The following is a 14,178-nucleotide window of genomic DNA, read 5'->3' as shown; positions in this document are numbered from 1 at the left end:
TGCCCATTGTTGCTACAATAACACTCAGTTCAGGTCATTAATAGTAACCGGCAGTTGCCCTTTAGCAGGGGCTTTCCCTAGTAAAACGTTTGCCAGCGCTGTAAAAGCAGGGCCAGCAATCTTTTCATCTGTATCTACATCTATATTGTAAGCATAGGTGGCAAGTACAGCATCGCCAAATTTTCCAAATTGGGCAATATCGTAAGGGGCTCGTAAGCTGACAAATACGGTCTTTTTATGGGCTAATTTTGCTTGTTTTAACAATGACTCTAATGCCGCTGATTGATCTGCTTTAGCAATTGCAAACTCAGGGTTATCAGCTAAATCATCCATCCCGCCGACTTCAACAGCACTTTGTTTTGGTGACGCATTAGCGGCAATGATAATGTCGGCTTCGTTAATTTCTTTTAATGTTGCAAGCGGCTCATAGCCTTGCAAACTTGTGCAGCTAAAGCTGATTAGCTTATCGGTGTTATCAATTAACGCCTGCTGCAAAGCATAGCATTTGCGGGTATCAGGCATAATAATATGCACTTTGCTGCCCGATTTAATGTTAAGCGGTAGGGTGTTTTTCTCGTTTTTCACTTCGGTGATAGCAGCTAATGCTAATTCAGATTCTACTTTTCGATGGCTTTGATCACCGAGTAACAGCTGCGCTTTTTTGATGGCTGCTTCGTCATCAAGTGAAGAGGTAAGTTTAAACTTTTCTTTAAGTTTTAAAATACGTGTTGCAGAAGCACTCATTTCGTTGGCATTTAACGTGCCGCGATGTACTTCTTGCTCTAATCGCTCAATCAGGGCTTCAAGTACTGCTAAGTCTTTAGGGCTTCTGATTTCGATTGGCATCAGGGCAATATCAACACCCGCTGCAAAGGTATTTACTACCGCTTCAATTGGTTCAAAAAAGTGGCTGATCCCCGCCATATCTAGGGCATCTGTGATCACCACACCTTGATAACCAAGTTCATCACGTAATAAGTCGGTGATGATTTTGCGCGACATCGTTGCAGGTTTGATCATGGTTTTGCCTTCTTTACTGACAAACGTGCTGTCGTCGAGGGCTGGGTATTGGATATGTGCAGTCATGATCATACCCGGTTGTTGGTTTTTAATAATTTCTTTAAAAGGGGGTAAGTCTTGCTGCCAAATGGTTTCTTTATCATGCATTACTTTTGGCAGGCCTGTGTGGCTATCTACATTGGTATCGCCATGCCCCGGAAAGTGCTTTAACGATGAAATAACGCCGTTGTTTTCAAACCCTGCCACTTGGGCACCACCTAGTTTTGCAACCAATTGCGGATCTTCACCGTAAGAGCGCACGTTAATAACTGGGTTATCTGGGTTCATGTTTACATCAACCGTGGGTGCATAGTTAACATTAACACCCAGTGCTAATAGCTCGTCGGCAATGATGCGTGCAGACTCAGTCGCGAAGTGGGTGCCATGTTCTTTATAGGTCGCGCCAATCGACATGTTACCGGTAAACGACGTACCTACATCACGAGGAATTCGGGCAACTCGGCCACCTTCTTGGTCTATCGAAATAAACAGCGGTAAGCCTAACTCTGACTTAGCAGCGGCTTTTTGTAGGTCATTATTAAGTTTGATCACTTGCGGCACGGTATCGATATTTTCTGCAAATAAAATCACCCCACCAATATTATGTTTAGTGATGATATTCGCTAAATCGGCCGGCAGCTCTGTCACCGGTGTACGGCATTTTTGTTCATCCGGGTCTTGCTCGCAGTAATAACGTAGGTCAAGCATGAGCTTTTGCCCTAACTGTTGTTTTAAAGTTAATGCAGACTCAGCAAATGATGATTGTAATGGCATGAAACATCCTAATCCGATAACCAGTGACGATAGTGCAAACTTATTTAACACAGCAAGCTCCAAAGCAAAACGCTTATTTAGTTTTTAGAATAAATTATTCTTGATGTTAATGGGTTTTTAAATATAAATACAGTATTTTTTTTGCTACCCTAGCGGTTTTTCAGTCCGACTGCAAAAAGCTAAGTTAGATCACCAAATAGGGCTAACAGGCTTAAATAAACAAACCTTTATACTTATTAAAAGCGTGGCAAGTTGATAATTTATCAATTTAATGGGTCGCTTTTTAGTACAATTTAAAGTAATAATATATTCCATAATCATCAGCGTAAATATGACAAGCCTGGGGGCGAGATGGCTTTAACTCGATTGCACGCATTTAAACAGCAAATTAAACCTTTTTTACCAGAGTCTGCATTAATAGAAGATTACTCGCGCCGTTATGCGTACGGGACAGACGCCAGCTTTTATCGATTAATACCTGAATTAATTGTATTAGTGAGCAATCAAAATCAAGCAAGGCAAGTGATCATTGCTGCCAACGAGCAACAGGTACCCATCACATTTCGCGCCGCTGGAACGAGTTTATCTGGGCAAGCAATTACCGATTCGGTATTGGTTTTGTTGTGTGATAGTTGGAGCAAGTTTGAAGTCCTTGATGACGCCGAGGCAATACGCTTACAACCGGCGATCATTGGTGCTCGAGTAAATCAAGTATTAGCCCCGTTTGGTAAAAAAATTGGCCCTGATCCCGCATCTATTAATAGCTGCAAAATAGCGGGGATGGCGGCAAATAATTCATCAGGCATGTGTTGTGGGGTGGCGCAAAACAGCTACCACACAGTAAAAGATATGACCCTCATTTTTGCCGATGGCACAGTGCTTAATACGGCTGATAGCCAAAGCTGTAATGACTTTTTGCAAAACCATAGCCCTTGGGTTGATGAGCTAATGAGCCTTGTTGAGAGCGTAAAGCAAAACCCCGATTTGAGTGAGCGCATCGCCCATAAATACCGTTTAAAAAATACCACGGGTTATGGTTTAAATGCGCTGCTGGATTTTTCTGATCCAATCGAAATCATCAAGCACCTCATTATTGGCTCTGAAGGTACGTTAGCTTTTATCGCTGATATCACCTACCACACCGTGGTTGAGCATCAGTACAAACACACAGGTTTCTTTATTTTTGACGATATCAGCAAGGTGTGTGAGCTGGTACAAAGGCTGAGTGAACTTGATGTTGCGGCCGTTGAGCTGCTAGATAAACGTGCTCTGATGTCGGTGTCTGAGCATGCCATAATGCCAAAAGAAGTGGCCAGCTACCCTGAGCAATCAGCGGCACTGCTAATTGAGTTAAGAGCTGAAAATGCACAGGCTCTTGATGCGCTCACAAAGGTCACCGAGCAACTTCTTGCTGAGTTTAAGCAAAGTCAACTGGCAGCGATTGAGTTTTCAGCAGACAGTGCCCGTAATGCGGCACTTTGGAATATCCGTAAAGGCACGTTTCCTGCGGTTGGCGCAGTGCGCGAAACTGGCACTACTGTAATTATTGAAGATGTTGCCTTTGCTCTTGATAAATTAGCTGAGGGCGTGAATGCGCTGCATCAATTGTTTATTAAATATGGTTATGATGAAGCCATTATTTTTGGCCATGCCCTTGCCGGAAATCTACACTTTGTATTCACCCAAGCTTTTGATACACCTGAACAAGTAAGCCGATACGAGCAATTTATGGCTGATGTGGCAAATTTAGTGGCGGTTGAACTAAAAGGGTCATTAAAAGCTGAGCATGGCACTGGGCGTAACATGGCGCCGTTTGTTGCTACCGAATGGGGAGACGATGGCTTCGCGGTGATGGTTGCGCTTAAAGCACTATTCGATAAACAAAATATTCTTAACCCTGGGGTTATTATTAATCATGACAAAAATGCCCACACTCAGCATTTAAAAGTCATGCCAAAAAGTAATGATATTATCGATACCTGTATTGAATGTGGCTTTTGCGAAGTGGTTTGCCCATCAAAAGGGCTTAGCTTAACACCGAGGCAGCGTATTACTTTATGGCGACACCGCACAGAGCTACACAATCAATTACTAACAACCGATGATGTAGCAAGCAAGCAGAAGTTAAATCAAAAGCTCAGTGTTATCGAGGCCGACTTTAAATACCTTGGTAATGATACGTGCGCGGCAACGGGTCTTTGCGGTCTTAAATGCCCGGTGGGGATAAACACGGGCGAATTTATAAAATCGCTCAGAGCTGAGCAAGCCTCATCAAACAAGGTTGCGCGATCATTATCACGCTTTGCAGGCAAGCATTTTGCGGTTGTTGCTAATGGTGCACGGTTTGGCTTATCCGTAATACAGGTGCTCGAAAAAGCAATCGGCAGCAGTAACCTAAGAAGCCTGAGTAAACCTGCTAATAAGTTGCTTGGTACACCGCTGTATTACTCGGCGTGGCCAAGAGCCGAGCAACCAATTAATAGAAAGCTTCAACAACCCCAACAAGCGAAAAAGTTGGTGTATATGCCAAGCTGCGCAAGCCGGATTTTTGCGGCTGATAAACTTGCCGATGATAAGCGCCCACTGCTAGATGTTGTCTATTCACTCGCTGCCAAAGCTGGCTATGAAGTGATACTTCCTAAACAGGCAGATTCACTTTGCTGCGGTATGCCATTTGCTAGCAAAGGCTTTAATAAAGAGTCTAAAAACAAAAGTGAGCAGTTACTTATTGAGCTCGAGGCGCTTTCAAATAATGGCCAATATCCCATTGTTTTTGATGCCAGCCCTTGTGCACTTACTACTGTAAATGCCGCGCAAAATACGGCACTCAAAATTTATGAAAGTGCCGATTTTGCAGCCCTGCATTTACTGCCTTATTTGCAAGTCACGCCCGTAAATGAGCCGGTGATGCTCCATGTTACTTGTAGTTCTAAGCGATTAGGTAAAGAGCAAAGCCTAGTATCACTTGCCAAGGCATGTAGTAATGAGGTGATTATTCCAGCTGATATTGAGTGCTGTGGTTTTGCCGGTGATAAGGGCTTTAACTTGCCAGAGCTCAATGGCAACGCGTTAAAAACCCTTAAACAACAAGTACCAAAAAACTGTAGTCGTGGCGTGTCTAATAGCCGTAGTTGCGAAATTGGTTTAACTGAACACAGTGGCATTAGTTATCAGTCAATTTTGTATCTACTCGATAAACAAAGCCATGCAATATAACAGGCTTCATTGCTAATTAGATGAGCCAGTGATTGACTGGCTCATCTAATTTAAAGCTTACACTTTCCAAAAAATGCCTTTGCGGTAGCAGCTGTACATCACCCCATAAGACACCACTAAAAACAGCAGTGAAAAGCTAAAAGAAGCGAGGTAATCATTGCTGATCACTAATTGTATTAGGCTATAAATACCACCTTTTAAGCTGCTATCGCCGAGCGGGATCATAATTAATAGCCGTGCAAACACGCCTGCAAACATAAAAAAGAGTATCGCATTCGCACCAAATACAATAAATGGAGCGCTCCAACTACGCAGCTTATAAATATCTAAAATAGCACTGCACAGTACATAGAAAATCACTGCCAGCCCTGAGCTGAGTAGCACATAGCTCGGCGTCCATAAGGCTTTATTGATAGGCGTTAATGGCGAAATTGCATAGCCGGCAATAACAGCTAATGTACCCAGAAAAATAAGTGTATGGGCTTGTTTTTTAAGGTCGGGTTGCTTAGTTAAATAAACCGCAGTCAACATGCCGCTAAGCGCACTTGCAATGGCAGGCAGTGTTGAAAATAGCCCTTCAGGGTCAAATGGCAGTGGCTTAGCATTGGCATAATACAGGTGATGGCTACCAAGTACGGCATTGTCGATAAAGGCACTTAAGTTATTGCCATGTAACCATAAGCCACTCACTTCCTCGCCGTTTGGCAAGGTATACGGGATATAAAGCATGGCGGCACCATAAAATAATAAAAGAGCGATACAAGTAATGGTTATTTTCTTAGGCGATAAATAGAGATAACAACACAGAGCAACTAAATAGACCAAACCGATACGTTGCAGCACACCCAACACACGCAGCTGCAATAACTTGTCATCAAGCCAGCTAAAAGAAGGGTCTCGAAAGTTGTAATAAAACAAGGCTAAAAACCAACCGAGGGCAATGAGTTTAATGGTACGAATAACCCCTGCTTTTAGTATGTGTTGATCACTGATCCCTCTAGCGCGCAAGCTATTTACTGAAAGCGTGATAGACATGCCGACGATAAAAATAAAAAACGGAAAAATTAAGTCGGTGGGCGTCCAACCATGCCACTGTGCATGTTTCAAAGGCCAATACATCGCTCCCCAACTACCAGGGTTATTCACTAATATCATGGCGGTAATAGTCAAGCCCCGCATTACATCTAACGCCATGAGGCGATGTGAAGGGAGTTTATTGATGATTTCAGCACAGTGTTGACGCATAGGAAAATTTTATTGTCATTTTGTTTTTACAAGTGTAATAAATTATTACATCAAAGCAAGCGGCTTTTTGAACAATATAAATCGTATGTATTAGTCGCTCTTTTAACTTTCTTAAGTTTATAGTTTATTAAATTCAATATGTTAAATAGCGACTGTTTTATTGGTAAGTGGCTTTGATGTCGTTCATGTTTAACGAGCACTTGGTATCTGAAGTTATTAAATAGAGCTACTTTAATTAGAGTAATTGCACTCATTTGTTTGCGCTAAATCAAATTATGACAAAAGTTTTATAGAGGTACATAGAACATCTTGCTAGTATAAAGGTATTAGATGTTCCCGATATGGACTTTGGGCCTGTATGTGAGAAATATCGTGCTTAATAGTCTTAGCCATGGTTTAAACCTACGCCGCTTAATTTTAGTGTTAGCGTTTTCTACAACGCTTATTACCTTTCTAAATAGTTATTACTCGAGCTATCAAGTTCAGAAGCAACAACTAATAGATAAAACCCTAAATAACCATAAAGCATACGCCGCTAAGTTGGTGTCGGCGACCGATAACTTTTTACTGACTGCTCAGCAACAGCTTGCTTATGTTGGAAAAATACTTGAAGACGATTTTAATAATCAAGGCTTAATTAATTCTGAGGCTGACCGACTAAGGCTACAAACCAATAGTTTTAATTCGACCATTATTGTTAATGCACAAGGCGATATTTTAGGCGTTTCTCCAAAGTCATTGAAACTACAAAACCGTAAAGTAGATAGCTTTGGCACTAAAGCGGCTTTGTCGTATCGTACTCCAATGATCAGCGAGCCGTACATTTCGATGGCAGGCAATTTACTGATTTTTATGTCGCAGCCTTTATTCGATAAACAAAGTAACTTCATTGGTTATATTGGCGGCACTTTGTACTTAAAACGTGCCAGTATTTTAAATGAATTGCTGCAAGTTCATTATTATCAAGATGGCTCTTATCTGTATGTGGTTGATGAAAACCATCGCTTACTCTATCACCCAGATAAAAGCCGTATTGGTGAGCAAGTGTTTGATAACCAAGTAATTGAAGAAGTACTAAAAGGAAACGCCGGCACCCAGCTTGTTACCAACAGCAAAGGCGTTGAGATGCTTGCAGGCTACGCTCCTATGACAGTTGCTCCATGGGGAGTCGTCACTCAGCGCCCGCTCGAAAACACACTTGCTCCGCTTGATGATTTAATGTGGCAAGTGTTTATCAAAACCGCCCCAATAGGTGTACTCACATTTATATTGATTTGGGTGTTAGCACGTTTAATTGCTCAGCCTTTAAGGCAGTTAGCCGACACTGCAAATACGTTAGATCGCCCTTCAACGTCAATCGAGCTGACACAAATTCGCTCATGGTACTTTGAAAGTAATGAACTCAGAAAAGCCATGTTAAAAGGGGTCGGGCTATTACAAAGTAAAATAGGACTATTACGTCAAGAAGCGCAAACTGATCCCCTCACTTGCCTGCATAATCGCCGTAGCCTCGATATGAAAATTAGCCATTTGATAGCTCAACGTTGCCCTTTTGCTGTATTGGCTATCGACATCGATCACTTTAAACGGGTTAACGACGAGTTCGGTCATGACATTGGTGATGTGGTTCTACAGTCGTTAGCTAAAATTTTGTTAGATGTTACTCGTGATAGTGATGTAGTTGCTCGTACAGGTGGTGAAGAATTCATTGTGATTATGCCAAGAGTCGAAGCTAAACGTGCGTATCAGCTGGCTGAGCGTTTGCGTATGCGGGTGTCAGAAAGCTACATTGACCCGGTTGGCTGCATTAATGTATCAATTGGTATTTCGGGCTGGCCAATTGAGCAATTAAGCATTGATGAAGTATTTAAGCTTGCTGATCAGGCTTTATATCAAGCTAAAAAAACCGGTCGTAACCGCTCAGTTGTCGATGCCACATACAGCCAAGACCTTGCTCCAGTTTCTGAGCCTTCAATCTTGGAATAAGTTATTTAATGTGCAATAGTGGATGCTATTAAGTTATTTATGGAAATCAAAATGGCATTCACTTTTTTGGCTCGTTTAACTAAATCCACTTCTTTGTTAGGTATTGCGCTTATGAGTGCAAGTGCTCTTTGTGCCACCCCTGGCGATGATAAACGTAGCGAATTTGTGGATGTAGGTGCTTTGCTCCCGAATGCCGTGTTAGATATCCGTTATTTTGGTCATCATAACTTTGTTGGCAAACCTGTTGATGGCTACAACGCACCTAAATGTTTATTGCATAGCACTGCTGCTACGGCGCTTAAAAATGTGCAAATAGCAGCGCAAACCCAAGGCCTGAGCTTAAAAATATTTGATTGTTATCGCCCGCAGCGCGCCGTTGATCACTTTGTACGTTGGGTTAACGATTTAGAAGATACCCGCACTAAAGCTGAGTTTTATCCAAACTTAGGCAAAGACAAGCTGCTTGGTGATTACATCGCCGCTAAATCGGGTCACAGCCGTGGTTCAACTATTGATTTAACGTTAGTTGATACAAAAGGCAAAGAGCTCGATATGGGCTCACCGTTTGATATGTTCGACACTCTTTCTAACACCGACGACCCGCGAATTAGTGCGGAGCAAAAAGCCAATCGATACAAGCTTAAAAGCCTGATGATTGAAGCCGGTTTCGCGCCTTATTCAATGGAATGGTGGCATTTTACCTACCAACCGCAAGCATATCCCGCCACCTATTTTGATTTTGTGGTGGAGTAGTAAGTTAGCGAGTTTCGAGGTACGAGATGCGAGGTACGAGATGCGAGGTAGCAGCGATTTTACATCGCGTCCTAGAACCTAGAGCCTAAGGCCTAGAACCTAGCACATGATGACGCGGGATAATCCCGCTGCTACAAGTAGGCGTGAAACTTGTTTCGCGCGTCTGACGGCTGACAGCTTCTTCACGTTGGTTTCGCTGCGCTCTACCCAACCTACATCACCTCTTTTATCGGCGAATAATCAACTTTAATTTCAACAACATCGACATTGGCATTTTGTTTAAAAGCGTTTTGCACATTTAATAAATCAGTGTCTTTTTCAGCAAGGTAGCGATAGCTTTTGTTGGTCATTTTTTTCAGTGTATATTGGCTGCTAAGCGCTACTGGTAAGCTGTTTTCTTTTAGCGTTAAGTAAATTGCACCCGTTGCGATGCCGCGCTCTTGCATTGCGTGATTAAAGACTTCTGTGCCTTTGGTTAAAGTAGGCGCATCAAAGGTAATTTTTTCGCCATTATTACTAAAAGCGTTCGTCGACTTTTGCTTGTTGATTTCGACAGCTTTTTTAACATCTTTAACTGACAGTTGTTCTTTTTGTGAACTGGTTGTTGGCTGCTGTACTGTATTTTGATCAGATATTTCACTTTTTTGACAGCCTGATACTAGTACTAATGCTAGTGTAAGTGCTTGTATCTTAATTGTTTGGTTCATTATGTTCCTGCTTGTTTGTTACTTTTGTTTACAATTAATTCTGTTTTTTAATTGCTGTATTGGGTACATTGGGCTTGGTTATGATTGTTAACCGAAAATAAAAATATAACAATAGGGAACGTAAGGAATGTCTCAATTTAAAGTAACAGCAGTTGCTACCATGGTAACGGCTATCTTGGCATCATCTCAAGTACAGGCAAGTGAACAAACTCGCTTTTATAATGCTTCAAGCGTTAGCTCTCAAGTACAATTTAATCCTCAAGTATCTCAGCAACGTGCATTAGCTGAGCGTCGCACTGTATCGGGTCACAAATCTATTTTCGATGCGCAATTAGGTAAAGCTACGTTCTTATGGAATGCAGTAGGTCAAGCGAAGCCTGATATGGCAATGGTGCTTCCTGAGCAACGTAATGCTTACGCTGCAGATTTTTATTTAAATGCCTTGACGGGCGTTAGCACAGCTAAAAAAGGTGTATCAAGCGCTGTATTAGCAGATTTATCTGAGCAGAAGCTTGGCTCAATCACAGCTAAATACAAGCAAAAAGTTCATGACATTGAAGTATTCAACCGTGAATACAACCTGATCATGGATAAAGAATATAACCTAGTTGCAGGTTCTGGTTATTTCGCTAACACAAGTTCAAATGCAACGCAGTCGTTCGCGCCACTTGATGAGTTTGTAGGTGCTGAGCAAAGCATTAAACGTGCGATTAAAGAACTTGCTGACATCAATGTGTCGTTAACTAAATCAACTGAGCAAGGCGACTATGTTAAGTACACTGTGTCTAACCAAAGTGGTGACAAAGTTGTATTAGGTCAGCCACGTGCTAAGAAAGTATTCTTTGAAGTAGCGGGTGAGCTGCAGTCTGCATACTATGTTGAAGTAGAAGTTGCTGACAAAAACAGCCTAGAAAGCGATTACTTCAGCTATGTTATTGGCGCGCAAAACAGCAAAGTTTATTTCAAGAAAGACTTAAAAGCACACGCGGCAGACTTTAACTACCGTGTATGGGCTGACGAAGATGGTTATCCGTGGGAAGGTCCACACGGTGACGTGATCCCAGCTGATGGCCCAGATCAAATTGATGAAACTGAAATCCTAGATGCACCACTTGTAAGCTTGTCTTACTACAAAAAATTAAGCACGATGGATCCGTGGCTTGCTGATGACGCTACAACAACATCAGGTAACAACGTATTTGCTTATGCTGATGTAATTGCACCTCAAGGTTACACTGAAGGTGACTTCACTGCTGAAACTACATCAGATTACACATTCGATTACCCTTACCAAGTTGATCAAGTAGCAAACAGCTACGACAACCGTAAAGCGGCGATCGTTAACTTGTTCTACATGAACAACTTCTTACACGATTTCTTCTATGACCATGGCTTTGACGAAACATCAAATGTTGCTCAAGTATCAAACTACGGCCGTGGTGGTGTAGAAGGCGACCCAATCGAAGCACAAGCGCAAGATAATAGCGGTTTAAATAACGCTAATATGGCAACACCTGCTGACGGTGCAAGCCCACGCATGCAAATGTACTTATACAACTCGAAAGATGCGAAAGTGGGTGTAGACTTTGGTGTGGTTGTAACATCAGATGAAACAATTGGTCTACTTGAGTCTTCTAAAGTATCTGGCTTTGGTCAAATGCAATTTGCTGATATCGCAGGCGAAGTTGTTCGTTTAGTTGATAGCAATGATGTAGATTCTGGTAGCGTAACAGATGGCTGTGAACCTGCAACAAATGCAGCTGAACTGGCTGGTAAAATTGCGCTAGTCGATCGTGGTTCTTGTAACTTCACAGCAAAAGTACTACACGCTCAAGAAGCGGGTGCCATTGGTGCAATCGTTGTAAACAACAACCCTGATACAGATGAACCAGCGCCAATGGGCGGTGAAGATGATGCCGTTATCATTCCTAACATGGGTCTGAACTATGCTGACGGTCACGCACTTTACGACGGTATCGCTGCAGGCGACACTGTTACTGTTAATATGTTCAACAAAGCAACGTTAAAAGACGGTACGTTAGATAACGGTATTATTGCTCACGAATGGGGTCACTATATCAGTAACCGTTTAGTGGGTAACTCATCAGGTCTTATCAACTTCCAAGGCCGTGCGATGGGCGAAGGTTGGGGTGATTTCCACTCACTGATGTTCATTGCTAAAGCTGATGACATTAACATCCCAGGTAACGACAAGTTCCAAAAAGCGTACGGTAGCGGTACATTCGTAGAAGATTTCTACTATGGTATTCGTCGTGTTCCATATTCAACCAATATGGAAGTCAACCCGCTGTCTTTCCGCCACATTACTGAAAATGAAGGTGCTGATGTAGGTATTGCTCCAACTAATGTTGGTTCGCCACACGCAGCAGGTGAAATTTGGGCAACTATGCTTTGGGAAAGCTATGTAGCACTTATCAACGAGCACGGCTTTGAAGAAGCACAAAACCGCATGGCTAACTACTTAGTTGCTGGTTACAAGCTAACTCCGGTTGCTCCGCTATATACAGAAGCACGTGATGCAATCTTAGCAGCAGCGTACGCAGTTGACCCAGAAGATTACAAACTAATTTTAGGTGCATTTGCTAAGCGTGGTATGGGCTTAGGTGCTGAAGCACCAGAGCGTTTCAGCACAGATTTAACAGGTGTTGTTGAATCTGACAAAATGAAACTTGCTAGCTTCACATTCAAAGATGTGGCAATGAATCCAAACTACAACGGTGCAGAGCTAGGTTATTGTTCAAACGATAACGTGCTAGACAAAGGTGAAACAGGCACATTAACAGTTAGCATCATGAACACAGGTAGTGAAGTACTAACGGGTACACAAGCACAGTTAACGGTTGTTAGTGGTCACGATGTAACGTTCGAAAATGATGGTTTAATCACATTTGACGATACAAACCCGTACGCTTCACAAACAAGCGCACCTATCACGTTTACACTAAATGATGCAGGCACTGCTGATACACTTGAAATCGAAGTGTCATTCCCAGAGCTTTCTGCAGATGACGAGATTGTTGAAGCTGCAAGCGATACAGTATCTTACCTTGTGAACATGGACTTTGAAGATAAAGCACCAGTTAGCTCACAAACTGCTGACGATATGGAAGTAGCAGGCGCTTCATTACGTGACTGGAAAGAAAACGTAATGACAGGTGATGACTTAGCGGTTGGCACACAAAGCATGGCAACCGGCGGTAATGTTAACTTCTTCAACAGCTTTGGCTTCGGTCTTGGCGAGCAAACCATGTACCTAAACAACAATGACTTCCAGTCAGATGTTGCGGTTGAATCAAGAGAGTTTGATATCGGTTTTGCTGGTGATTTTGAAGTTTCATTCTGGCACTTCTACCTAATCGAAAACGAATGGGATGGTGGTGTTGTAGAGATCAGCGTAAACGGTGGTAACTGGGTAGATGTTACTGAAATGGGCGGCACATTTGATGTTGGTTACGATGGCCCACTAATCGAAAACGATGCGCAAGCGCTACAAGATCGCGATACCTTCACAGGTAACAATGTTGATGGTAACGGTGTTTATGGTAACTACGAAACAATTCGTTTCGGTACTGAACTAAACGGTAACCGTGCAAAATTACGTTTCCGTATGTCATCAGACAGCGCAGTACGTGAGTTCGGCTGGTGGATTGATAACGTAACTGTTAGCAATGTAACGTCACCAATCTTCTCAAATGTAATTGCTGGTGATGCATTAGCATGTGATAACGCACTACCATTACTTTCTGTATCGGGTGATGAGTCTGTTTCTGAGTCTGCTTCAGGCACATTAACGGCAACAGCGTCAGACCGTAACAGTGATGACACGCTAAGCTACACGTGGACGCAACTAAGCGGTACTACAGCAACACTTACAGGTGCTGACACTGCAACTCTAGGCTTCACGCCAGGTGCTATCTCAAGCGATGACGAGTTAGTATTTGAAGTAACAGTAAGCGATGGTACAGACTCTGTATCAGAGCAGTTCACTGTTGCCGTAACTAACGAAGCTGAGCCAGTAGAAGAGAAGAAAGTAACTAAATCTAGCAACGGTAGCTTTGGTTTCTTAACACTACTACTTGCACCACTAGCGCTTATCGGCCGTCGCCGTAAACGTAAATAAGACTTTTAAATAGTGATAACAAAGCCCTTACAGTTCGCTGTAAGGGCTTTTTTGTTTTAAGTTAGTGAGGGAAAGTTAGCGAGAGTAAAGTTAGCGAGGGGAAAGGTGCGAGGTACGAGGTAGCAGCGATTTTACATCGTGTCCTAACGCCTAGTACCTAGCGCCTAGAGCCTAGTACTTCATCACACAAGTTCTGACTAGTTGAGGGCACCATAGGCCCTCTGAAGTTTTTCACGAGCTAATTCAACATTAAACATCCAGTTTATACTTGTTCTTTCTTTATTCCTGCTCCATTCC

The 14,178-nt window shown here is 42.5% G+C and carries 7 protein-coding genes; 4 read left to right on the top strand and 3 right to left on the bottom strand.

Annotated elements, in window-relative coordinates:
• Positions 1–24: 24 nt before the first annotated feature.
• Positions 25–1,833, bottom strand: a complete 1,809-nt coding sequence (locus ABMY41_RS13345) for a glycoside hydrolase family 3 protein (protein WP_349275000.1) — start codon at positions 1,831–1,833, stop codon at positions 25–27.
• Between the two features lie 351 nt (positions 1,834–2,184).
• Here ABMY41_RS13345 and ABMY41_RS13340 point away from each other — a divergent pair, with 351 nt between their 5' ends.
• Entirely contained in the window at positions 2,185–5,049 is a 2,865-nt protein-coding gene (locus tag ABMY41_RS13340) for an FAD-binding and (Fe-S)-binding domain-containing protein (RefSeq protein WP_349274998.1), read from the top strand.
• A 57-nt stretch (positions 5,050–5,106) separates the two neighbouring features.
• Here ABMY41_RS13340 and ABMY41_RS13335 read toward each other — a convergent pair whose 3' ends face one another.
• On the bottom strand, positions 5,107–6,294 hold the full coding sequence (locus ABMY41_RS13335) for a heparan-alpha-glucosaminide N-acetyltransferase domain-containing protein (protein WP_349274997.1): 1,188 nt from the start codon (positions 6,292–6,294) through the stop codon (positions 5,107–5,109).
• A 360-nt stretch (positions 6,295–6,654) separates the two neighbouring features.
• Between ABMY41_RS13335 and ABMY41_RS13330 the strand changes: the two genes are divergently transcribed.
• Entirely contained in the window at positions 6,655–8,280 is a 1,626-nt protein-coding gene (locus ABMY41_RS13330) for a sensor domain-containing diguanylate cyclase (RefSeq protein WP_349274995.1), read from the top strand.
• A 51-nt stretch (positions 8,281–8,331) separates the two neighbouring features.
• Entirely contained in the window at positions 8,332–9,033 is a 702-nt protein-coding gene (locus ABMY41_RS13325) for a M15 family metallopeptidase (protein ID WP_349274993.1), read from the top strand.
• A 212-nt stretch (positions 9,034–9,245) separates the two neighbouring features.
• Here the strand turns inward: ABMY41_RS13325 and ABMY41_RS13320 are convergent, their stop codons facing one another.
• Positions 9,246–9,740, bottom strand: a complete 495-nt coding sequence (locus ABMY41_RS13320; protein WP_349274991.1) for a hypothetical protein — start codon at positions 9,738–9,740, stop codon at positions 9,246–9,248.
• Between the two features lie 127 nt (positions 9,741–9,867).
• Here ABMY41_RS13320 and ABMY41_RS13315 point away from each other — a divergent pair, with 127 nt between their 5' ends.
• A complete protein-coding gene (locus ABMY41_RS13315; protein ID WP_349274989.1) occupies positions 9,868–13,881 on the top strand; it encodes a rhombosortase-dependent M36 family metallopeptidase in 4,014 nt (1,337 codons plus the stop codon).
• Positions 13,882–14,178 lie beyond the last annotated feature (297 nt).

The organism is Pseudoalteromonas sp. BZA4, assembly GCF_040104395.1.
GTDB lineage: Bacteria > Pseudomonadota > Gammaproteobacteria > Enterobacterales > Alteromonadaceae > Pseudoalteromonas.
Note: the sequence above shows the minus strand (reverse complement) of the source record. Positions and strands in the feature narration are given on the sequence as shown.

Coding starts and splice junctions, on each gene's coding strand:
- ABMY41_RS13345 (WP_349275000.1), bottom strand. CDS start 1,833: ATGCCATTACAATCATCATTTGCTGAGTCTGCATTAACTTTAAAACAA.
- ABMY41_RS13340 (WP_349274998.1), top strand. CDS start 2,185: ATGGCTTTAACTCGATTGCACGCATTTAAACAGCAAATTAAACCTTTT.
- ABMY41_RS13335 (WP_349274997.1), bottom strand. CDS start 6,294: ATGCGTCAACACTGTGCTGAAATCATCAATAAACTCCCTTCACATCGC.
- ABMY41_RS13325 (WP_349274993.1), top strand. CDS start 8,332: ATGGCATTCACTTTTTTGGCTCGTTTAACTAAATCCACTTCTTTGTTA.
- ABMY41_RS13320 (WP_349274991.1), bottom strand. CDS start 9,740: ATGAACCAAACAATTAAGATACAAGCACTTACACTAGCATTAGTACTA.
- ABMY41_RS13315 (WP_349274989.1), top strand. CDS start 9,868: ATGTCTCAATTTAAAGTAACAGCAGTTGCTACCATGGTAACGGCTATC.